The organism is Streptomyces iconiensis, from assembly GCF_028657195.3.
Taxonomy (GTDB): domain Bacteria; phylum Actinomycetota; class Actinomycetes; order Streptomycetales; family Streptomycetaceae; genus Streptomyces; species Streptomyces iconiensis.
Genome location: NZ_JANCPR020000002.1, coordinates 1 through 22,565, shown reverse-complemented (window position 1 = coordinate 22,565; position 22,565 = coordinate 1). Strand labels below are relative to the sequence as shown.

Here is a 22,565-nt window from a genome sequence, read left to right as displayed (position 1 = left end):
GTCACTCTAGATCGCGCTCGTGCGGGGCCAGTTCGGGCTCCCGCAGGCGGAACCGCTGGAGCTTTCCCGTAGGCGTGCGCGGAAGCGACGCGGCAAAGATGATCTCGCGCGGACACTTGTAGGGAGCAAGCTCCGAAATGGTGAACTGCCGCAGCGTTTCGGCCATTTCACTCCCCCGTGGGGCGCCCGGTGCGAGCACCACGTGCGCGACCACGATCTGTCCCCGCTTCTCGTCGGGGCGCCCGACAACGGCGGCCTCCCGCACCTCGGGATGGCGCAGCAGCGCCTCCTCCACCTCGGGGCCCGCGATGTTGTAGCCGGCCGAGATGATCATGTCGTCCGCGCGCGCCACGAAGCGGAAGTAGCCCTCCGCGTCGCGCACATAGGTGTCACCCGTGATGTTCCAGCCGCCGCGCACGTACTCGCGCTGCCGCACGTCGGACAGATAGCGGCAGCCAACGGGCCCCCGTACGGCCAGCAGTCCCGGCGTGCCGTCGGGCACGGGCGTCACCCCGTCCGGGTCCACGACCCGCGCCTGGAAACCCGGCACGGGGCGGCCCGTACGGCCCGGCCTGATCGCCTCGTCCGAGGCCGAGATGAAGATGTGCAGCATCTCGGTCGCACCGATCCCGTCGATGATCCGTATCCCCGTGCGCTCCCGCCACGACTCCCACGTCGAGGCGGGCAGATGCTCGCCGGCCGAGACACAGCGGCGCAGCGACGCCAGGTCGTACGGGCCGTGCTCGCCCGGCTTCTCCAGCTGCGCGAGCATCGCGCGGTAGGCGGTCGGCGCCGTGAACAGCACGGATACCCGGTGCTCCTGGACCACGTCCAGCAGCTGCGCCGCGCCCCTCCACTGGTCCAGCAGCGCCGAGGCGCCCACGCGCAGCGGGAAGATCACCAGGCCGCCCAGGCCGAAGGTGAAGCCCAGCGGCGGCGTCCCCGTGAACACGTCGTCGGCGTGGGGACGCAGCACCCGCGCAGAGAAGGTGTCGGCGATGGCGAGTACGTCCCTGTGGAAGTGCACGCACCCCTTGGGCCTGCCCGTCGTGCCCGAGGTGAACGCGATCAGCGCCACGTCGTCGGCCGCCGTCTCCACCGCGTCGAACCTGTCCGGCCTGCCCTCGGCGAGCCGCAGCACGTCGGTGTGCTCCCCGCCGCCGAACAGCCCCACCCGCAGCCCGGGCACGGCGGCCCGGTCCAGCTCCTCCGCGACCCGTGCGTCACACAGCGCGTGGCTGACCCGCGCCAGCTCGCAGATGGTGGCCAGCTCCTGCGCGCGCTGCGCCGCCAGCACCGTCACGGCGACGGCGCCCGCCTTCATCACCGCCAGCCAGCACGCGGCCAGTTCGGGCGTGGTCGGCCCGCGCAGCAGCACCCTGTTGCCCGGCACCACGCCCAGGTCGGAGGTGAGCACGTGCGCGAGGCGGTCGACGGTGCTCCGGAGAGTGCCGTAGGACCAGGTACGGCGCGGCGAGCGCTGCTCACCGTCCGCGGCGGGCATGCCGCCGTCGTGGAAGGCGGGGCGGTCGGCGCCCAGCCGCTCCAGGGTGCGATCCAGCAGCTCCACGCCGCAGTTGAGGCGCCCGGGGTAGCTGAGCCCTGGGTCGTCCAGAAGGAGCGCAGGCCACTGCTCGGGTGGGGGCAGATGGTCACGCGCGAAGGTGTCGACGTGCGCTGACGGACTCGGTTTCATGGCCTGCCCCCTCGCGGCCGTCCGGGAGACGAGGGTTCCCGAAGGCGGTGGTTCCTGGCGCGTCGGTGTGCCGTTGAGCGTAACGTGATGGTGACGACAGTCAACAGTCCGCGATAGACACTCCGTTGCGCCGGGCCACCGGGAGACCCGCACACCGCGCACACCGCGCACACCGACAGGCACCGGGGAACCGGCGTCTCCGGCATCCGGCACCCCGCCGGACCGTGCCGGACGGCTACGGGCCGGCACCGGGGTACGGGAGAGGAGCAGGCATGCCCGCCTTCGCACTGGAGCCCGAACAGCGGGAGTGGTGCGCGCGGTTGCGCGCGCTCGCCGCCGAACGGCTGGCCCCGCTGGCCGCCGCGGGAGAGCCCGGCCACATCAACGCGCCCCTGCTCGAAGAGCTCGGCACCCTCGGCCTCCTCGCCCACGCTGTCCCCGCCGAGGGCGGGCACCCCGTGTCCGGCGGTGAGGCGCGCGCCGTCCACGCGGCGGAGGAGCGCCCCGTATCCGCGGAGGGCGGCGGCCCGGTGAGCGCGCTCGCGCTGTGTCTGCTGCGGGAGTCGCTGGCCTACGGGTGTCCGGAGGCGGAGACCGCGCTCGCCCTGCAGGGGCTGGGCGCAGGGCCCGTCGCGGACGCCGGTACGCCGGAGCAGCGGGCACGCTGGCTGCCGGCCGTCGCCGCCGGGCGGGCGGTGGCCGCTTTCGCGCTGAGCGAGCCGGGCGCCGGCAGCGACGCCGCCGCGCTCGGCCTGCGCGCCGAGCCCGACGGCTCCGGCGCCTGGCGGCTGACCGGCACCAAGACGTGGATCTCCAACGCGCCGCACGCCGACTTCTACTCCGTCTTCGCACGCACGGGAGAGGCCCCCGGCGCACGCGGCATCACCGCCTTCCTGGTGCCGGCGGCGCGTACGGGACTGAGCGGCGAGCCCCTCGACATGCTCTCGCCGCACCCCCTGGGCACCCTCACCTTCGACGCCGTGCCCGTCACACGGGGCGACCTGCTGGGGGAGCCGGGGCGTGGCTTCGGGGTCGCCATGCGCACCCTCAACCTCTTCAGGCCCAGCGTCGGCGCCTTCGCCGTCGGCATGGCGCAGTCGGCGCTGGACGCCTCGCTCGCGCACGCGCAGCGGCGCCCCGCGTTCGGCGGCGTGCTCCGCGATCTCCAGTCCGTCTCGCACCAGTTGGCGGAGATGGCGACGCGCACGGAGGCGGCGCGGCTGATGGTCTACGCCGCGGCGGCTGCGTACGACAGGGGCGACCCCGGTATCGCGCGCAGCGCCGCCATGGCCAAACTGACCGCGACCGAGACCGCGCAGTACGTCGTCGACACCGCCGTCCAGATCCACGGGGCGCAGGCGCTCCAGCGGGGGCACCTGCTCGAACACCTCTACCGCGAGGTGCGCGCACCCCGTATCTACGAGGGCGCCAGCGAGGTGCAGCGCTCCCTGATCGCGAAGGAGCTGTACAAGTGACCGCAGTGCCGTACGAGCTGACCAGGGGGCCGCACACGTGACAACGGACCGCACCGTGCACCGCGTCAATCCCGCCGAACTCTCCCCGCCGCGCGGCTTCTCGCACGCCGTCACGGCCACCGGCTCGCGGCTGGTCTTCCTCGCGGGCCAGACCGCGCTGGACGGCGAGGGGAGGATCGCGGCGCACACCCTTCCCGGCCAGTTCGAGACGGCGCTGTCCAACCTGCTCGTCGCGCTCGCCGCTGCCGGAGGCACCCCCGCCGACCTCACCCGCGTCACCGTCTACACGACCGACGTCCCCGCCTACCGTCGTCACGCGCCCGAACTCGGCCGCATCTGGCGGGAGTTGGCCGGGCGCGACTACCCGGCCATGGCCGTCATCGGGGCCGTGAGCCTGTGGGACGAGGCGGCCTGGGTCGAGCTGGACGGCATCGCGGTCCTGCCCTGAGCCGCCGCGCGGGGCGCTACGTACCGCTGCCGCTCTCACTGCTGCCGCTGCCGCTGCCGCCGCCGCTCTCCCGCCTGCGGCGGCGGTGCGCGGCGACGCGGGCGCGGGAGGCGCACGTGGGGGTGCAGTAGCGGCGCGCGGCCCCCGGGCCGTGGGTGAGGAACAGCCGCGCGCAGCCGTGCGCCGCGCACTCGCCCCAGGCCGGTGCGCCGCGCTCGCCGAGCAGCCGGGCCAGCGTCAGGGCGCTGGACGCGGTGAACCAGTCGGCCCAGCCCGCCTCGTCGCCCCGGTCGACGTGCAGGTGCCACGCGTGCCCGTCGTGCCTGCTGAGCCGGGGCCGCGCGCCGCACTGTTCCAGGAGCGCGTTGAGGGCGAGCGCCGCGCGGTCCACGTCGGTCTCGCGCAGCACGTGCGAGGTCAGATGGACGACGGCGGCACGCAGCTCGTCCGCGTCCGCCTCGGTGAACCCCTCCAGCTCAGCGGCCGATTCGCCGTGCCGCGCCAGGAGGTGCGCCATCGCGTCACGGGAGAGCGCCGGGTCGGCGCGTACGGCCTCGGCCAGTTCGATCAGCCGCTCGCCCGGCCGGAACCCCGACCACTCCGACTCCGCCCCACCGTCCGCACCCACACCCACACCTGCGCCTTCGCCGGGGCCGGTGTCTTCGTCCGTGCCCGCTGCCTCGTCCGCCTGGCGGACCCGCACCGCTCCCGGCGCCGCGCCCGCCCTTTCCCACCTTACGTGTAACGGCTTATCCTTATAAGCCGTTACGAGCCGTGTGGCCATGGCGCCCGCGCGGCCGTCGCGGGCCGGCGGCCTCCGCGCGCCGTGACCGTTGCCGCCGCGCTCCCGGGTGCGGGGCCCGAGACCGAAGGACGTGCATGCGGGCGTATCTGACCACCGCGGTTCTGGCCCGGTTCGCTGACGAGGGCGTGGCCATCGCGCTCGCGCTGCTGGCGCTGGACCGCACGGGCAGCGCGGCACTCGGCGCCTTCGTGCTGACCGCCTGGATGGCCCCGCACGCCGTGGCCGCCCCGCTGGCGGGCGCGCTGGCCGAACGGGCCCGCAGGCCACGGCTGTTCTACGGCTGCGCGCTCGCGCTCTTCGCCGCCTGCCTCGCCCTGCTCGGCCTCACCGTCGGCACGGCGCCCCCGGCACTCGCCCTCACCTTCGCGCTGGTGGGCGGCTGTTGCGGGCCCGTCGTCACCGGCGGCCTCTCCAGCCTGCTCGCCGGGCTCGCCCAGGAGCCCACGGCCCGTGCCCGCGTCTACGCACTGGACGCCGCCACCTACAACGCGGCCTCCGTCACGGCACCCGCCGCCGTCGCGGCCCTGGCCACCGCCTTCACCCCTGCCCTCGCCACCGGAGTGCTCGCCGCCGCCGCTGCCGGAGCTGCCCTGCTCGCCCCCGCGCTGCCGACGCCCCACGAAGTCCCCGGTCACACCCCCGTACAGCCCGGCAGCACCCCCGCACGGGAAGGGCAGGGCGCCGCCCCCGCCCCCGTCCCCCTGCGCACCCGCCTGGCGACAGGGCTCGCGGCGCTGTGGCGTGTCCGGCAGCTGCGGGCCATCACGGCGGCCACCTCCGTCGCCTTCCTCGGTATCGGCGCGCTGCCCGTCATCGCCGTACTGCTCGCAGGGCGCCGGGGCGAGGCGGACGGCGGCGGGCTGCTCATGACGGCGTTCGCGCTGGGCGCTCTCGGCGGCGCCGTCGCCCTCGCGCGCAGGCCGCCCAGGCTCGACCCCGCACGGCTGGCCACGCTGAGCCTCCTGGTCACAGGCGCCGCACTCGCCGGAGCCGCGCTGGCGCCCTCCTTCCCGCTCGCCGTCGCGCTGTTCGCGCTCGCGGGAGTGGGGGACGGGCCGCTGCTGAGCACCACCCTGCGCATCCGCGCCGACCACGCGCCCGAGGAGGCGCACACCCAGGTCTTCACCCTCGGCGCCGGGCTCAAGCAGACGGCGGCTGCCGGGGGCGCAGCGCTCGTCGGAGCGCTCTCGGGCACGCACCCCGGACCGCTGCTGCTCGCCGTCGCTGCTCTCCAGATCGCCGCCGCGCTCCTCCTCCGCCTCCTCGGCAGGGCGCCCCGGCACCGCTCCGCGCCGGACCGGGTCATGACGGGGGCCTGATACGGCCCCAGGACATGACGGGTGCCTGATACGGCCTCAGAAAGGGAACAGATGAACGGGAGTACGGCAGAGAAGGCAGTGGGAGAGGGGCGGCACGGTGCGGATCGTGGTCATCGGGTCAGGAGTGACAGGCGCTTCGGCGGCGTACGAACTGGCGCGTGAGGGCGCCGAGACGGTACTGGTCGACGCCGCGCACGAGGGTGCGGCCACGGCGGCGGGCGCCGGGATCGTCTGCCCCTGGTCCAGCCGCGTGGAGGAACCGCTGGCCCTCGCCGGCGCCGCCGACTACCCACGGCTGCTCGCCGCGCTCGCCGAGGACGGTGAGCCCGAGGTCGGCCACCGCCGCGTCGGTGCGCTGCTGCTGCCCCCACCGGGCGACTCCGAGGCCGTACGCAAACGCGTGACCGCACGCACCGCCGGTGACCCGCACGCCGGCGAACTGACCTCACTCGACGCGGCGGCGGCACGCGAACTGTTCCCGCCGCTGGGCCACGAGGGCGAGTTCCTGCACCTCTCCGGCGCGGCCCGGCTGGACGGCCGCCTGCTGCGTGCCGCGCTCCGCCGCGCCGCCCGGCGCCACGGGCTGCGCACGATCGAGGGCGGGGCACGCATCGAGACGGCGGGCGCCCGGGTGCGCGGGGTACGCGTGGGCGGCGAACTCCTCGCGGCCGACGCGGTGGTGGCCGCTACGGGCGCCTGGTCACCCGCGCTGCTGGACCCGCTGGACGTACACGTACACGTGGAGCCGCAGCGCGGCCAGATCGTCCATCTGCGGCTGCCGGGCACCGACACAGCGCGTTGGCCCGTCGTCCTGCCGGGCACCGGCCACTACCTGCTGGCCTTCGACGACTCCCGCGTCGTGGCAGGAGCCACCCGCGAGGACGGCAGCGGCTTCGACCACCGCGTCACGGCAGGCGGCCTCGCCGAGGTGCTGGGTCAGGCACTCGCGGTGGCCCCCGGACTGGCCTGCGCCACCCACGTCGAGACCCGCGTCGGCTTCCGCCCCACGGGCCCCGACGGACTCCCGCTGCTGGGCACCGTCCCGTCCGTCCAAGGGCTCGTGGTCGCCAACGGCCTCGGCTCCGGCGGACTCACAGCGGGCCCGTACGCGGGCCGCCTCGCCGCCCACCTGGCACTCGGCCGCACCCCTGACCTGGACCTCACCCCGTACGACCCGCTGCGGCGCTGAGCGGCGACGGGCCGGCGGCGGGGAACGGGACGGCGCGGCGGACCGTGCCCGTACGGAAGCCCGTACCGAAGCCCGTACGGAAGGGAGGAGCGTGCCCGTACGAAGGGAGCGGTCGGTCAGACCTGGTCCCGGGGGACGGTCGTCTCCCAGCTGCGGGTGAAGACCTCCTCGCCCCGCTCCAGCGCGACCAGCCGGTTGGTGACGTGGAAGTCGGTGGGCGTGCTGGACATCCGGCTGTAGGTGCGCACCTCGGTGTCCCACGCGCCCCGGCTGATGGCGTCGGTCCGCTCGCACTCCACCACAGGCGAGGCCGGATCGTCCTCGCGCAGCCGGAAGCGGTTCAGCTCGGTCTCCGTACGGGTGAGGCCGTCGGTCAGGTCGACGGTGGTGCCGTCCGAGAAGGTCATCTCCACCACCTGCTCGCGTGCCACCGGGTCCCACCGCACGGTGCGGGTCGCCGGTACCTCGGTCACCTCCAGCGCGGCTGGCGGATCGGGGGTGGGCAGCGCGGTGGGCTCGCCGTCACGCGCCGGGTCGGCGGGGCGCTCCGGGAGCCGCAGCACGCCACCTTCGGGGCGCACCGTCACCGTCACCTGCTCAGGGGACGGCCACACCCAGGGCCAGAAGGCGGCGGAGACGGAGACGCGCACCCTGTTGCCGGCGCCGAAGGCGTGCCCCGTCACGAACAGCGGCACCCGCACCCGGTACTCCTCGCCCGGCACCAACGGCTGGGGATCGGCGTGCGAGTCACGGTGCGTCAGGTTCAGCAGGCCGGTCGTGACCAGGCGTGAGGAGCCGTCGGGGTAGACCTCGCAGAGGCGTACGGCGAGCAGCGCCTGGGGCCTGTCGGCCGCCACGGTCAGCTCGACCTCCGGTTCGCCCAGGATCTCCAGCCGTTCGGTGAGCGGCGCCGAGGTGCAGGTGTACGAGCGGCCGTCGTCGCCCGCCTGGTCGCCCGGCCGTCCCGCGAGGTCACCGAACTGGAGAACGTTGCCGGCCGCCGAGCCGACGGCCAGCGGCGAGCGGAGCGGCACGGCCTCGCCCGCGGTCGCCTCCTGGGCCTCCCGCCCGGTGGCCGGCAGCGCGGCGGACCCCCGCAGCGCGAACTCACGGGCGCCCACGTGCGGAGAGGGCACCCGGTCCTCGGTCACCCAGCGGCCGGGACGCTCGGTGAGGTCGCTGCCGAGCGGCGCCGGGTCCGGCATCCAGGCGCGCAGCGCGGGCAGCCGGTCGGCGCCCGTGTCCTCGCCCCGCAGGTAGTGACCGAACCAGCGCAGGCACTCACCGATGAAGTCGATGGCAGGTCCCGGCTCGGCCTGGTGCGGATATGTGTGCGCCCAGGGGCCGATCAATCCCTTGACCGGCGAGGACAGTTCGCCGAGCAGCCGGAGGACGGCGCCGCGGTAGGGGTCGGCCCAGCCGCCCACGGTGAGCACAGCCGCCGTGATCGCCTCCGGGTTCTCGATGACCGAGCCGTGCTTCCAGTAGGCGTCCCTGCGCTGGTGGCCGAGCCAGGTGTCGATGTACGCGGGAGTACGTTCCATGCGCGCGAACCACTCCTCGCGCCACGACTCCCCGTAGACCTCCGGGTCCTGGGGGCGCGCGTTGTAGCAGAGCATGGTGGCGGCCCAGGGGAGCATCTCGGAGGCCAGCACGGCGCCGCCCTGGTAGTGGACATCGTCCCGGTAACGGTCGTCGGTGGAGCAGACGGTGACGACGGCCTTGAGCTGGGGCGGGTTCATGGCGGCGACCTGGAGCCCGTTGAAGCCGCCCCAGGACTTGCCGATCATGGCGACGTTCCCGTCGCACCAGCTCTGCCGCTCCAGCCAGGCCAGGACGTCCACGGCGTCGTCCAGCTCGTCCTGGTGGTACTCGTCGAGCATGACGCCCTCGGAGTCGCCCGAGCCCCGGCAGTCGACCCGGAGCGCCGCGTACCCGGCCTGAGCGAACGCGCCGTGCAGGGTCACGTCGCGGGAAGCGGTCCCGTCGTTCTTCCGGTACGGGATGTACTCCAGCACCGCGGGCAGGGGCTCCTCCGCATCGGCGGGAAGCCAGACCCGGGCGGCGAGGCGCACACCGTCGCGCAGGGGAATCCATACGTGGCGGAGCACGCGCACCGGATGCTGCGGGCGGGGAGCGGGGTCGGGATGGTGCATGACGTCAGCCCTCAATGGCAGTTCGGACAGTTCGCTCCCGACCATATGTGATCGAATATTGCTGTCGGAGTAACACATTCCGCTTGTGTGGGCCGCCCCGTAGCCCGGCACTCACAGGTCTCAGGCTCGGCAGCCCGTGGGGTGACCGCCGATCCGTCCACGAGCACGAGGAGCACCATTCGTGACGGCTGGTCAGGACGACCGCGAACCACAGCGGTCAGCAAACGGCACAACGGCGCACGGCCACGCGGAAGCGGACGCAGACGCGGAAGCGGAAGCGGAAGGGGAAGCGGGGGCGGCCCGGGCGGCCATGGCGGCGAGGCCCGCCGGGGTCGCCGGTCCGGCAACGGGCAGTCCCACAACGGGCGGCCCGGGCCCCGGCCAGGGCTCCGGCTCAGACCCGGGCTCAGACCCAGGCCCCGATTCCGGTGACGGGACCGGGACCGGGACCGGTGGCGGTGGCGGTGACGGAAATGAGGCGTCACCGGAGCCCGGCGGCGGGAGCCGGTTCACCTTCCCCAGTGCCATCACGGTGCTCGCGGTGGTCACCGTCGCGGTGTGGATCGCCGCGTTCTTCATCCCCAGCGGCGAGTACCGGCGCAACGACGCCGGCAACCCGATCGAGGGGACGTACCACCGCATCCCCTCTCCCGAAGGGTTCTGGACCCGCCTCGGCGACCTTCTGACCTCGCCGGTCAACGGACTGTACGGCGTACAGGATCCGTCCGGCGGGCGCGTCAGCCCGGATGCCTCGGGCGCGCTCTACGGCAGCGCCGGGGTCTTCTTCTTCGTCCTCGCCATCGGCGCGTTCATCACGGTCGTGTTCGCGACAGGCGCGCTGGACCGCGGCATCGGAAGGCTCGCGCACCGGCTGCGTACGCGCGGGGAGCTGCTGATCATCGGTGTGATGGTGGTCTTCGCGCTGCTCGGCTCCGTCGAAGGCTGGTCGGAGGAGACCCTCGGCTTCTACGGGCTGATCGTGCCGCTGATGCTGGCGCTCGGATTCGACCGGCTCGTCGCCAGCGCGGCGATCCTGCTCAGCTCCGGTATCGGCATCCTGGCCGCGACCGTCGACCCGTTCTCCATCGGCGTTGCCTCCTCGGCCGCCGGGATCTCCATGGGCGACGGGATCGTGCTGCGCGCGATCATGTTCGTGGTGCTCACCGGGGTGACCATCGCCTACGTGCTGCGTTACGCGCGCCGGGTGCGCGCCGACCCCGGGCGCTCACGCAGCGGTTTCCTCCCGGGCGACAAGGATGTCGACGCGGCGCGTACGCCGGAGCCGGCCAGGCTCACCGGGCGGCAGACCACCGTCCTGGTGGTGCTGGTGGCCACCTTCGCGCTCATGATCTTCTCGGTGATCCCCTGGGCCAGCGCGCTCACGGGCGACCCCGAAGCGGTGCCCTACGCGTGGGAGCTGGGGTGGTCCTTCCCCGAACTGGCCGCGCTGTTCCTGATCGCCGCCGTGCTGGTGGCCTTCGTCGGCCGGCTCGGTGAGCAGAACTTCAGCGCCACGCTCACCCGGGGCATGGGGGAGTTCATCGCTCCCGCGCTGGTCGTGGTGCTGGCCCGCGGCATCACGGTCATCATGAACAACGCGAAGATCACCGACACCGTGCTGAACGCCGTCCAGGGCGTGGTGAGCGGCACCGACTCCGCGCTGTTCACCATCCTGGTGTGGGTGGTGAACCTGCCGCTGGCCTTCCTCATCCCCAGCACATCAGGGCACGCCACACTGACCATGCCGATCCTCGCGCCGCTCGCGCAGTTCGCCGAGGTACCCCGCTCGCTGGTGGTCACCGCCTGGGCGACCTCGAACGGAATCATGAACATGTGCATCCCGACCAGTGCCGTGCTCATGGGCGGCCTGGCACTGGCCAAGGTCGGCTACAACACCTACATCAGGTTCATCGCGCCACTGCTCGGCATCATCGCCCTGCTGGTCTGCTGCTTCCTCGCCCTGGGCACCGTCATCAGCTGACCCCGCCCACCGGGCGGACGAACCCTGACGCGAGGGCTCGGCCGGGGTCAGTGCGGGACGGTGGCCACGATCTTGCCGACCTGGGTGTTCGACTCCAGGTAGCGGTGGGCCTCGACGATGTCGGCCAGCTCGAATACGCGGTCGACCACAGGGGTGAACGAGCCGGAACGGAGCCCGGCGTTGATGAACGCCTCGGCACGGCGCAGGCACGCGTCATCTCCGGTGACCAGGACGTGGCCGTAGACATGGATGTTGAGGGGCATCAGGGGAAGCGGCGTGGGCCGCTGGTCGAGCCAGCCGTAGATGATCAGGACGCCGCCCGGCGCCACCGTACGGGCCGTCTCGGACACGTCGGCGCCGGCGACCGCGTCGAAGGCGACCTTGACGCCTCGTCCTTCGGTGAGCGCGTGCACGCGCTTGGCCAGGTCGCCCTCGTCCATCGCGAGGACGTGAGCGGCGCCGAGCGCGAGCAACTGGTCCTTCTTGGCGCTCGTCCGGGTGGTCGCGATGGGCACGGCGCCGAGGTGATTGGCGATCTGGATGGCTGCGATCCCGACGCTGCTGGAGGCGGCGGTGATGAGGACCGGGTCGCCCGGACGGATCTTGCCGACCTCGATCAGGGGTCCGTAGGCGGTCATGAAGGCCGTCCAGACGGAGGCGCCCGCGATCGTGTCGAGGAAGTCCTGGCGGCGTATGACGGCCCGGGCCGGGACGATCGCCGTATCTCCGTAGACACCGTTGACCGACATCGAGAACGGGCCCGGGAAGATGCTGACCGGGTCGCCGGCGGTGAGCCCGTCCACTCCGGCACCGACGGCCTCCACGACACCGGCGGCCTCGCAACCGATGCGCGAAGAGGGCAGAGCCGGCTGGTAGTAGTACTGACCCCGGCGGAACATCGCCTCGGCGCGGTTGAGGCCGAGCGCGTCGACCCGGACCCGTACCTGTCCGTCGCCGGGCTCACCGAGCGGGACATCCACGAGGCGCAGAACTTCAGGGCCGCCGAGTTCGTGGAACAGCACTGCCTTGGCCATCGCTGATGTCCTTGTCTGGAAAGGAGAGGGAGCGTCCAGGCGGGTCGCCGGAGGAGGACCATGCTCACAGCTCCCCTGGGCGCTGTCTTCTCCCAGCTTGCTCGATACACCGCCGGCAGGGCCGACCGGAACGCCGCTGCCGGCGCCATGGCCGGGAGACCGCTCGGGCAGGTGCGCGGCCCGGACGCCAGGTGTTCCCCTACCAACCCCTAGGAACGGGCGGAGATCCCGGGCCCGAACAATAGGGGTGTTGCTTCGGCGGGGCGGCGAATAGTCTTTCGGAATCCCTTGTGGTGACGGCCCGTTACGAACAGGGAAGGGTGAAAGTCATCATCGAGAACATTCTTCCTGCCGGGGCCGTGGCACACGAAGTTTTCACGGACGTACCGGAAGTCGCCCTTTTCCCGGAGGAAAAGACGGCCGTCCGTCGTTCCGTGGAAGCACGGTGCCGTGAATTCAGGACGGGTCGGCATTGTGCGCGCCAGGCACTGGCACATATGGGAATTCCCGGCCTGCCCGTTCCCGCGGGTCCCGGAGGAGCCCCCGTATGGCCGGAGAACATCAGAGGAAGCATCACGCACTGCCTGGGCTACCGGGCCGCCGCGGTGGCGCGGGCCGGAGATCTCGCCTCGCTCGGTATCGACGCGGAGCCCCACCGGCACCTGCCGGACAGCGTTCTCCGGGCCGTGGCGCTGCCGGAGGAGAGGAGGAGGACGGAGGAACTCCTGCATGGCTTTCCTGACGTGTGCTGGGGCCGGTTGCTCTTCAGCGCGAAGGAGAGCGTGTACAAGACGTGGTACCCGCTGGCCCAACAGCCTCTCCGCTACCGGGAGGTGTCCCTCCGGATCGACCCGGTGAACGGGACGTTCACCGCGCGGGTGGATGCGCGGAACGCCGGTGGCACGCGGAAGGGACCGAGGGAACTCACCGGCCGCTGGATCGCGGAAGGCGGATTGCTGGTCACCGCGACCGGACTGCCGGCCATGGCGGAGGCTTCCGCCTGAGAACAGGGCCCAGGGCTCCACCGGACCGCGGGCGCCACGAGATCGCCGGGGCCGCGGCCCCCGCAGCGGACACAGCAGATACCGCAGACGAGGAGGCAGAAGCCGATGAGCGCCGCAGAGCCCAATGTGATTCTCCGGGGTGGACCTTCCACCTACCTTTCCGAGGACCAGCGCATCCGCCATGTCGAGCGACTGGACGAGGAGTTGAAACTCCCGAGGGGAAACCGTTACGAGCACTTCGAGCCCACGGGTGAGAGCGAGACGCACAACGGCGTCCGTCTCCGTGTCTTCGTCTGGCGGAGCGCGACGCAGTTCGCTGAGTGATCAACTCGCGGTTCGGACGGCGGTGTCCGGGACGCCACAGGTGATTGAGCAATCACGGAGACGACGTAGCGGGCGCTCAGCAGCAGACTCGCCAACAGTCCCAGTGATCCAGGAGTAGGTAACGAGCTACTCGTGAAAGTGGGGGATGGATGTGGCCGGTAGGAACGCGATCGTCATCGGAGGGTCCATAGGCGGGCTGACCGCCGCCGGCGCGCTCGCCGGAAGATTCGACAAGGTGACGGTCCTCGACCGGGACGAGCTGCCCGCGGACGTCCGGAACCGGAAAGGAGTGCCTCAAGCACGTCACGGACATGCCCTGCTCATCAGCGGCCGGCTGGCGCTGGAGAAGGTGTTCCCGGGTCTCACGGCCGAGTTGACGGCCGGCGGCGCCGTCCCGTGGGATCCCGGCAACGACCTCCTTTTCCACCAGATGGGCGCCTTCCGGCTTCCGTACTCGTCGGGCATGCTCGGCGTCAGCCTCACCCGCGCCCTGCTGGAGTTCTCGCTGCGGCAGCGGGTCGCCGCACTCCCCAACGCCGAGTTGAGGGACAGGTCGACGGTGGTGTCCCTCACCGGCGTCGAGGGGCGCGCCTCCGGAGTGGAGCTCGACACGGGAGAGGTGCTCTCCGCCGATCTGGTCGTGGACGCGACAGGCCGCGGTGACCGCGCCGATCGCTGGCTGGAGAGCCTGGGCTGCCCGGCCCCGGAGGTCGACACCGTGAAGGTCGACGTCGGATACACCAGCAAGCTGCTGCACCGACTGCCCGGCGACCAGGTGACGGACATCGGCGGGCTCATCTACCTGATGGCTTCCATCTCGCCGGACGACAAACGGGCGGCTGCCGCCTTCGCCGTCGAGGGGGACCGCTGGCTCGTCACGCTCGGCGGGTGGCACCGTGCCTACGCCCCGACGGACCCCGAGGGCTTCGCCGAGTTCGCCTCTGAGCTTCCGGTCCCCCACATGGCGAACCTGCTGGCGCGCTCCAAGCCGGTGGAGGACGGCAACGCCCTGCGGTACACGTACCCGACGTCGCGCAGGCGCTACTTCGAGCGCATGCGCCTGCCGCCGGCCGGCTATGTCGCCCTGGGCGACGCCGTGTGCAGCTTCAACCCCATCTACGGCCAGGGCATGACGGTGGCCGTCCTGGAAGCGCTGGAACTCGGCGACTGCCTCGAACGCTGCGGAGGCCCCACGGCTGAGATGTCGCGGGAGTACTTCAAAGCGGTGGGGAAGCTGGTCGACATGCCGTGGCGGATCGCCACAGCAGGCGACTTCCTGTTTCCCGAGACGGCGGGCCCCAAGGCGTTCGGCACAGACCTGGCCAACTGGTACGTCGGGCAGGTCACCCAGGCCAGCCACACCTCGCTGAAGGTCCACCGCGTGATGCTGGAGGTGCAGCAGATGCTGTCGCCGCCGTCAGCGCTCATGCGGCCGACCGTGATAGCGCGCTCGCTGCGAGCCGCCCGCAAGTCACCCGCCCGTCAAGGGCAGACGGCCCGGCGGGGCCCGAACGTTCCTGTGCCGTAGCCGTAGCCGTAGCCGTAGCCGTAGCCGTAGCCGTAGCCGTAGCCGTAGCCGTAGCCGTCCCGCCCCGGCCCCGCCGGCCCGTGGCGGCATGCCGGCCACCGCGGGGGCCGCGCCCGGCCCGAAGTTCCTGAGCACGAACTCCGACCATCAGCAGAAACAGTGGAGGAAGAATGCCGAAGCAGAACGTCGACACGGTGAAGCGCCTTTACGAGGGCCTGACCGCGTTCGACATCGACATGGTTCTGGGCACCTGTGACCCGGAGGTCGTCATCATCGCCCCGAAGTCCCTGCCGTGGTCGCAGGGCGACTACGCGGGCATCGACGGCGCAGCCGCCTACTTCGCGAGCGCACTCGGGCACCTGGACCAGGCCAAGTTCGACGTGGAGGAGCTCCTTCCGTCGGGCGACTGGGTCACCGCGCTCGGCTGGTGGAGCGGGCGCTTCAAGGAGACGGGGAACGAGTTCAACGTGCGGTTCGTGCACTTCTGGATCATCCGGAACGGCAAGGTGGTCAAGGCCGAGGGCGTCTCCGACACGGTGCCGATCGCGCGGGCCGCTGAGGCGGGGCTCGCACCCGCCGCGAGCTGACCGGGCGCGAGAGCACCGATGACCGATACCACTCGACGTTGGGAGAGCACGTGAAGTTCGGTGTGTCCGCCCTCGTGACCGACGAGGGAATCGCTCCCGCACGCCTGGGCCAGGCCCTGGAGGAGCGTGGGTTCGAGTCACTCTTCGCCGGGGAGCACTCCCACATTCCGGTGAAGCGTGAGACGCCCTGGCCCGGCGGCGGGGAGCTGGGGCGCGACCTCTACCGCACCCTCGACCCTTTCGTGGTGCTCACCGCCGCCGCCGCGGTCACCGAGCGGCTCCTGGTGGGCGGGGGCGTCTTCCAGGTCACCCAGCGGGACCCCCTCACGCTGGCCAAGGAGATCGCCTCGCTCGACCTGGTGTCGGGAGGCCGGGCGGTCGCCGGGGTGGGCGCGGGGTGGAACCGCGAGGAGATCCGCAACCACGGCGTCGAGCCGAGGACGCGTATGGCGTTGCTGCGTGAGCGTGTCCTTGCCATGAAGGCGCTCTGGACACAGGAACAGGCGGAGTTCCACGGGGACTTCGTCTCCTTCGACCCCGTCTTCTCCTGGCCGAAGCCGGTGCAACGGCCGCACCCGCCGGTCATGGTCGGCGGCAACCATCCGGCAGCCGTCGACCGGGTCCTGGACTTCGGCGACGAGTGGGGTCTCATCTGGCTGCCGATGATGCTCGAAGGCGAAGCCAGCCTCGGCGACCTGATGTCCGACTTCAGGCGGCGGGCGGACGAACGGGGCCGTGGCCACATCCCGGTGACGGCCTATCAGGTGCCGGTCGACGCACGGGCCGTCGAGTCGATCACCGCGGCCGGTGTCGACCGCATCCTCTTCACCCTGGACACCGAACCGGAGGCGGAGACGCTGCGCGGCCTCGACGCGATGGCGAAACTCTTCGGGTAGCCCGCGGGCCTGCCACTGCCGCGCGGGCACGGAAAGCCGGGCGGGAAGGCAGGGACACCGAGCGCGTACAGGGGATGGCGACACCGACCCTGACAGGGCACGGTTCTTCCGGCGATCACAGGGGCGCAAGCGCTCGCAGCCGGGGACCGTGCCCCTGTTGGTACCGGAAGGGGGCACCCATCGCCCCTTCCCCTCGTTTCCCCTCTCCCTCATTCCCCCCTCATTCCCCCCTCCCCTTCCGTGATCCGGAGCGGGGCTTTCCGGCCGTGGTGGTGAGGGGGAAGTCCCTCGTCCCCGGGGGTGCGCAACTACGGCGGTGACACGAGGTTCGCACAGGGGATACTTTGTTCGAAGTTGGAGCGAAGTGGGTCATGGCGGCGACCTATCATGTCGGTGTCGGGCCCAAAGGCACATTGCCGGGGCGCGTGGCATCGGTACCCGCGCCCGGCTGTTCTCCACCAAGTGCGTCGACCACTCGGACGTCGTGTCGGCACACAGTCAGCAGTGGTCGGACGGGGGTGTACATGCGGCTGGAACTGTTGGGTTCAGTGAGGGCGTGGTACGAGGGCGAGGAAATACACATCGGGCCACCCAAGCAACGTGCGGTGGTCGGGGTACTCGCGAGCCGCGTCAACGAGATCGTGGGCGTCGAGGAGATCGTGGACGCCGTATGGGGAAGCGCTGTCCCGCAGACGGCGGCCAACGGAGTGCACACCTACGTCGCCGGCCTGCGGCGTGTGCTGGAACCCGGGCGCGGGAGGCGGGAGACGGGTGACGTGCTCGTCTCCTCAGGCGGCGGCTACGCGCTGTGCCTGGAGCCCGACCAGGTCGACGCCATACTCTTCGAGCGGCACCACGCGGAGGCCCGGCGCCTGCACGGGCAGGGCGCACATCAGGAGGCGTTGCGGGAGTTCGATGCCGCGTTGGGGTTATGGCGCGGGGACGCGTACGCCAACGTCCCCGGCCCCTTCGCCGAGATGGAGCGCACACGGCTCGGGGAACTGCGCCTGACGGCCGTCGAGGAGTGGGCCACCGACATGCTGGCCGTGGGCCGGCACGCGGAGGTCGTGGCCGTGCTCTCTCCCCAGATCGCCCGCGAGCCGCTGCGTGAACAGCTGCGCTGGCTCCTGATGCTCAGTCTCTACCGGTGCGGACGCCGCGCCCACGCGCTGGGCGTGTACCGGGAGACCAGGCGGGTGCTCAACGAGGAACTGGGACTGGAGCCCGGAGCGGAACTCCAGTCGCTGCACGGCCGGATACTCGCGGGGCACCCCGACCTCCTCCCGCGCGAGCCGGAAACCCCCGGCGCTCCGGAAACCGGCGGCACGGGGGACGGCTGGACGGCCGTCACCACCCGGCCCGCCCCGCCGGGCCCCGCCCCGGCGCAGCCCCTCCGCCCCGCTCAACTGCCGTACAGCGCACGGGGGTTCGTCGGGCGGACCAAGGAGCTGGCGAGCCTGGAAGCCCTGACGGCTCAGGGCGCGGGGAGGGGCGAGATGCGGCCGACGGTCGCCGTGATCGATGGCGCCTCCGGCGTCGGGAAGTCGACCTTCGCGCTGCACGCCGCGCGGCAGCTCGGCGACCGGTTCCCCGACGGCCAGCTCTACGTCGACATGCAGGGCACGGCGTCCCGGCGCGAGCCGCTGAGCTCCCCGGAAGCGCTGGCGCAACTGCTGCGCAGCCTGGGGGTGGAGGAGTCGCGGCTGCCGGGGGATCTCGCGGGACGCACGGCGCTGTACCGCAGCCTGCTGCACGGCAAGCGTGTGCTGCTGGTGCTCGACGACGCCGACTGCGCCGCCCAGGTGCGGCCCCTCATCCCCAGCGGACCGGCCTGTGTGCTCGTCACGAGCCGGCGCAGGCAGCGGGGGCTCGTGGTCAGGGACGGCGCGTACCGCATCGCGCTGCAGCTCCTCTCGCCGGCCGAGTCCGTACGGCTGCTCACCTACCTGATCGGACCCGGGCGCGTCGACGGTCAGCGGGAGGCGGCGGCCCAGCTCGCCGAGATCTGCGGACGGCTGCCGCTGGCGCTGCGGATCGCCGCCGAGAGCCTGACCGAACACCCCAGGCTGACACTGGCCGACATGGTGCGCCGGCACGCGCCCGAGGACGGCCGTCTCGACCGGCTCGCCGTCGAGGACGATGTGGCGGCGAGCCTGCGCGCCGCGTTCGCGGTGTCCTACGACGCGCTCCCAGCGGAATCGGCACGGCTCTTCCGGCTCCTCGGGCTGTACCACGGCGAAATGATCACTGTCTCCGTCGGCGCCGCACTCCTGGGATGCCAACCCGCCCTCGCGCAACAGCAGTTGGGGCTGCTCGCCGACTGCCACCTCCTGGAGGAGGCGGGTGAGGGCCGGTACCGCTTCCACAGCCTCATGAGAATTTACGCAGCCGAATGCGTGGAACGGGAGCCCGCGACGCTGCGGTCCGCCGCGCTGGCGCGTCTCATGGCGGCGGGATCATTCACGCCCCCCTTTGATTCGACTCCGGGCCCGCAGGTGTTCCGAAGTGCCGCCGAGCCATTCGGTGCTGTGCATACCCGAGCTGTTTCGAAACGCTAACCGAGTCATCACTTCCAGCGAGTAGAGCAATATCGGAGGTGCGTGTGCCCACGTCCTCTGTAAGAGTGCCACCACAGTTGGTTCGATGACGCGGGGGTGCGTGCTATGAACTGTGCGACCGGAAGGCAAGCGGAATCTGCGCACCCACTCCGCCGGTCCATGACAGGGCGAGAAGAGCACGCGGAAAACGGATCACGCGACGAACCCATTGCCGTCATCGGATGGTCCTGCCGACTTCCGGGAGCCAATGATCCGGAAGAATTCTGGCATTTACTGTCCGATGGCGTGAGTGCGATATCCGAGGTGCCGGAAGACCGCGCTGTTCCGCCTTCGTCAAAATCTCCAGAATTGACAAGCGCCCCCTCCGCGACGCGATACGGGGGATTCCTCGAACAAGTCGACGGATTCGACGCCGAGTTCTTCGGGATCTCCCCGAACGAGGCCGTGGCGACAGATCCGCAACAGCGGCTGACGCTGGAGCTGGCCTGGGAGTGCGTCGAGGGCGCCCGGATCTCTCCCACGGCCCTCGCCGGCAGCGGAACGGGTGTCTTCGTCGGCGCGATGGCGGACGACTACGCCAGGCTGCTCGGACGCCAGGGGCCCGCTCTGCTCACCCGGCACACCCTCGCCGGGACCCAGCGCAGTCTCCTCGCGAACCGGGTCTCCCGCACGCTCGGACTGCGCGGACCCAGCCTGACGGTCGACACCGGCCAGTCGTCGTCCCTCGTCGCCGTACACACCGCCTGCGAGAGCCTGCGCAGAGGCGAGTCGGAGCTGGCACTCGCGGCGGGGGTGCACCTCACCATCGACCCGGACAGCACCGCCTGCGTCGAGAGGTTCGGGGCGCTCTCCCCTGCGGGCCGCTGCCACACCTTCGACGCCCGCGCCGACGGGTACGTCCGCGGCGAAGGGGGCGTCGTCGTCCTGCTGAAGCCGCTGGCACACGCGCTCGCCGACGGGGACCCGGTGCACTGCGTGATCCGGGGCAGCGCGACCAACAACGACGGCGCCACCGACGGCCTCGCCGTACCCAGCCCCGCAGGACAGGAGGCGGTCCTGCGCCGCGCCTGTGAGCGGGCCGGTGTCTCCCCGGACTCTGTGCGGTACATCGAACTGCACGGGACCGGAACCCCGGTCGGCGACCCGGTCGAGGCCGCTGCCCTGGGCGCGGCGTACGGCAGGGGCCTGGAGCCGGGCCTGCCACCGCTGCTGGTCGGCTCGGCGAAGACCAACATCGGCCACCTGGAGGGCGCCGCCGGCCTCGTCGGTCTGCTGAAGGCCGCGCTCAGCATCGAGCACCGCCAGGTGCCCGCCAGCCTGAACTTCGCACACCCCAACCCCCGTATCCCTCTCGAAGAGCTGGGCCTGTCCGTTCCGACGGCCCGCACCGCCTGGCCGCACGGAGACCAGCCGCTACGCGCCGGTGTCAGCTCCTTCGGCATGGGCGGGACCAACTGCCACCTCGTGCTCGAACAGGCCCCCGCACCCACGGGAACGGGGACCGGCGCACCCGCCCACGGAAAGCCGGCGGGCACGAACCGTGGGCCGGTGCCCTGGGTGCTCTCGGGCCGGGACGCCCAGGACCTCGGAGCCCAGGCGGCGAGACTCAGGGACTTCGTCGCGGCCGAGCCCGGACTGGCTCCGGCCGACGCGGGTTTCTCGCTCGCGACCACCCGCGCCCGGCACCCGTACCGGGCCGTCGTGGTCGCCGGGACGCCCGAGGAGTTCGGCACCGAACTGGACGCTCTCGCGCGGGGGACACGGCCCGCCCGTACGGTACTGGGCACGGCCGACCCCGCGGCCGGCAGCTCGCGGCTCGCCTTCCTCTTCCCCGGACAGGGAGCGCAACGGCTCGGCGCCGGACGCGAGTTGTACGGCGCCTCGCCCGCGTTCGCGGAGGCGCTGGACGAGATCTGCGCGCACTTCGACCGCCTCCTCGAACGCCCCCTGCGGGACGTGATGTGGGCCGAACCCGGCAGCGCCGAGGCCGGGTTGCTCGATCGCACGGCGTACACACAGCCGGCGCTCTTCGCCGTGTCGGTGGCCCTGTTCCGGCTCTTCACACACTGGGGTGTGGCGCCAGGTCACCTGATCGGCCACTCCATCGGCGAACTCGCCGCCGCGCATGCGGCGGGCGTCCTGTCGCTCCCCGACGCCTGCACGCTGGTCGCGGCACGCGGGGCGCTCATGGACAGGCTCCCCGAGGGCGGCGCCATGGCGGCGTTGCAGGCGACGGCCGACGAGGTCGCCCCGCTGCTGCACGGAACACGGGTGTCGCTCGCCGCCGTCAACGGTCCCGAGGCGACCGTCGTCTCCGGCGACGAGGACGCCGTCGACGCCCTCGTCGCGCACTGGTCCTCCTGCGGGCGCAAGACCAGAAGGCTCAAGGTGAGCCACGCGTTCCACTCGGAACGGATGGAGCCGCTGCTCGCCGCCTTCCGTGAGGTCGCCGGCACCCTGGCCTTCCACCCTCCGGGGACACCGGTCATCTCCAATGTGACCGGACGGGTCGCCGAGGCCCTCGACACCCCGGAGTACTGGGTCAGGCAGATACGCGAGGCCGTCCGCTTCCACGAGGGCCTGCTGTCGCTCCGCGACCTGGGCTGCACCACCTACATCGAACTGGGCCCCGACGCCGTTCTCTCGTCCCTGGCCCGTGACGCGCTCTCCGTGCCCCAGGGCCCGGCCTTCGACTCCGCGCTGCGCAGCGGCAGGCCGGAGCAGGCTTCCGCTCTCGCCGCTCTGGGGACCGCACACACGCGGGGCTGCGACATCGACTGGACATCCGTGTTCCCGGGCGCCCGCCGGGTGGCCCTGCCGACCTACGCCTTCCGGCGCCGCAGCTACTGGCCCGACCTCGGGACGGGGACCGGGCGCCCGGAGCCGGCGCCCGGCCGGCCCGAGCTCCCGGAGCCCGCCCCTGCCCCCCGTACCGAGCGCGCCGGAGACACCCGGCAGCTCGTGCACACGGTCCGGGACGCCGTCGCCGCCGTCCTGGGACACGGGGCCGACCAGACGGTCGCGCTCACCCGCAGCTTCAAGGAACTCGGTCTCGACTCGCTGGGTGCCGTGGAGTTGCGCGACCGCCTCGGCGCCCAACTGGACCTGCGCCTGGAGCCGACCCTCACCTACGACCACCCGACCCCGGCCGCCGTTGTCGAGCACCTGCGCACCGTGCTCTCCGGCACGACCGAAGCCGCCGCAGCGCCGCATGCCGGGCTTCCCCTGAATTCCCATGAGCCGGTGGCTGTGGTGGGTATGGGGTGTCGTTTTCCGGGTGGTGTGGTTTCTCCGGAGGGTTTGTGGGGTTTGTTGGTGGGTGGGGTGGATGCGGTTTCGGGGTTTCCGGTTGATCGTGGTTGGGATGTGGAGGGTGTTTTTGATCCTGATCCGGATGGTGTGGGGACTTCGTATGTGCGGCGGGGTGGGTTTGTTCGGGGTGTGGCTGATTTTGATGCGGGGTTTTTTGGTATTTCGCCGCGTGAGGCGGTGGCGATGGATCCTCAGCAGCGTTTGTTGTTGGAGACGTCGTGGGAGGCGGTGGAGCGGGCGCGTGTGGATCCTT

Annotated in this window: 16 protein-coding genes; 12 read left to right on the top strand and 4 right to left on the bottom strand. The window is 71.9% G+C overall.

Annotated elements, in window-relative coordinates:
* Position 1: 1 nt before the first annotated feature.
* Entirely contained in the window at positions 2-1,696 is a 1,695-nt protein-coding gene (locus NMN56_RS01785; RefSeq protein WP_274043680.1) for an AMP-binding protein, read from the bottom strand.
* Positions 1,697-1,968: 272 nt separating this feature from the next.
* Here NMN56_RS01785 and NMN56_RS01780 point away from each other — a divergent pair, with 272 nt between their 5' ends.
* Positions 1,969-3,171: an acyl-CoA dehydrogenase family protein gene (locus tag NMN56_RS01780; protein WP_274043681.1), complete on the top strand. Its 1,203-nt coding sequence runs from the start codon at positions 1,969-1,971 to the stop codon at positions 3,169-3,171.
* A 37-nt stretch (positions 3,172-3,208) separates the two neighbouring features.
* Positions 3,209-3,619, top strand: a complete 411-nt coding sequence (locus NMN56_RS01775) for a RidA family protein (protein WP_274043682.1) — start codon at positions 3,209-3,211, stop codon at positions 3,617-3,619.
* Positions 3,620-3,635: 16 nt separating this feature from the next.
* On the opposite strand, the gene NMN56_RS01770 is transcribed toward NMN56_RS01775, so the two are convergent.
* Positions 3,636-4,247, bottom strand: coding sequence for a CGNR zinc finger domain-containing protein (locus NMN56_RS01770; RefSeq protein WP_274043715.1), 612 nt, complete (start codon positions 4,245-4,247; stop codon positions 3,636-3,638).
* A gap of 251 nt (positions 4,248-4,498) precedes the next feature.
* On the opposite strand from NMN56_RS01770, the gene NMN56_RS01765 reads away from it, so the two are divergent.
* Positions 4,499-5,743, top strand: coding sequence for an MFS transporter (locus NMN56_RS01765; RefSeq protein ID WP_274043683.1), 1,245 nt, complete (start codon positions 4,499-4,501; stop codon positions 5,741-5,743).
* A 97-nt stretch (positions 5,744-5,840) separates the two neighbouring features.
* Positions 5,841-6,932: an NAD(P)/FAD-dependent oxidoreductase gene (locus NMN56_RS01760; protein ID WP_274043684.1), complete on the top strand. Its 1,092-nt coding sequence runs from the start codon at positions 5,841-5,843 to the stop codon at positions 6,930-6,932.
* Between the two features lie 116 nt (positions 6,933-7,048).
* Here NMN56_RS01760 and NMN56_RS01755 read toward each other — a convergent pair whose 3' ends face one another.
* A complete protein-coding gene (locus tag NMN56_RS01755) occupies positions 7,049-9,088 on the bottom strand; it encodes a CocE/NonD family hydrolase (RefSeq protein ID WP_280842775.1) in 2,040 nt (679 codons plus the stop codon).
* Between the two features lie 310 nt (positions 9,089-9,398).
* Here NMN56_RS01755 and NMN56_RS01750 point away from each other — a divergent pair, with 310 nt between their 5' ends.
* On the top strand, positions 9,399-11,069 hold the full coding sequence (locus NMN56_RS01750) for a YfcC family protein (protein WP_430542450.1): 1,671 nt from the start codon (positions 9,399-9,401) through the stop codon (positions 11,067-11,069).
* Positions 11,070-11,116: 47 nt separating this feature from the next.
* On the opposite strand, the gene NMN56_RS01745 is transcribed toward NMN56_RS01750, so the two are convergent.
* Positions 11,117-12,103 (bottom strand): zinc-dependent alcohol dehydrogenase family protein, encoded by a 987-nt coding sequence (locus NMN56_RS01745; RefSeq protein WP_274043686.1) that lies wholly within the window; start codon positions 12,101-12,103, stop codon positions 11,117-11,119.
* Positions 12,104-12,393: 290 nt separating this feature from the next.
* Between NMN56_RS01745 and NMN56_RS01740 the strand changes: the two genes are divergently transcribed.
* From NMN56_RS01740 to NMN56_RS01710, 7 genes are all read left to right on the top strand, one after another.
* Positions 12,394-13,107: a 4'-phosphopantetheinyl transferase family protein gene (locus NMN56_RS01740; RefSeq protein ID WP_347178570.1), complete on the top strand. Its 714-nt coding sequence runs from the start codon at positions 12,394-12,396 to the stop codon at positions 13,105-13,107.
* A 105-nt stretch (positions 13,108-13,212) separates the two neighbouring features.
* Positions 13,213-13,431, top strand: coding sequence for a DUF5988 family protein (locus NMN56_RS01735; protein WP_274043688.1), 219 nt, complete (start codon positions 13,213-13,215; stop codon positions 13,429-13,431).
* Between the two features lie 151 nt (positions 13,432-13,582).
* Positions 13,583-14,959 carry an FAD-dependent oxidoreductase gene (locus NMN56_RS01730; protein ID WP_274043689.1) on the top strand — a complete coding sequence of 459 codons (1,377 nt, stop codon included), beginning with the start codon at positions 13,583-13,585 and terminating at the stop codon, positions 14,957-14,959.
* Between the two features lie 170 nt (positions 14,960-15,129).
* The gene (locus NMN56_RS01725) at positions 15,130-15,546 is read left to right on the top strand and encodes a nuclear transport factor 2 family protein (RefSeq protein WP_274043690.1); all 417 of its coding nucleotides are present in this window, start codon (positions 15,130-15,132) and stop codon (positions 15,544-15,546) included.
* A 50-nt stretch (positions 15,547-15,596) separates the two neighbouring features.
* Positions 15,597-16,442 carry an LLM class F420-dependent oxidoreductase gene (locus NMN56_RS01720; RefSeq protein WP_274043691.1) on the top strand — a complete coding sequence of 282 codons (846 nt, stop codon included), beginning with the start codon at positions 15,597-15,599 and terminating at the stop codon, positions 16,440-16,442.
* A 524-nt stretch (positions 16,443-16,966) separates the two neighbouring features.
* A complete protein-coding gene (locus NMN56_RS01715; protein ID WP_274043692.1) occupies positions 16,967-19,000 on the top strand; it encodes an AfsR/SARP family transcriptional regulator in 2,034 nt (677 codons plus the stop codon).
* A gap of 159 nt (positions 19,001-19,159) precedes the next feature.
* On the top strand, positions 19,160-22,565 hold a 3,406-nt coding region (locus NMN56_RS01710; protein WP_274043693.1), incomplete at its 3' end, for a type I polyketide synthase.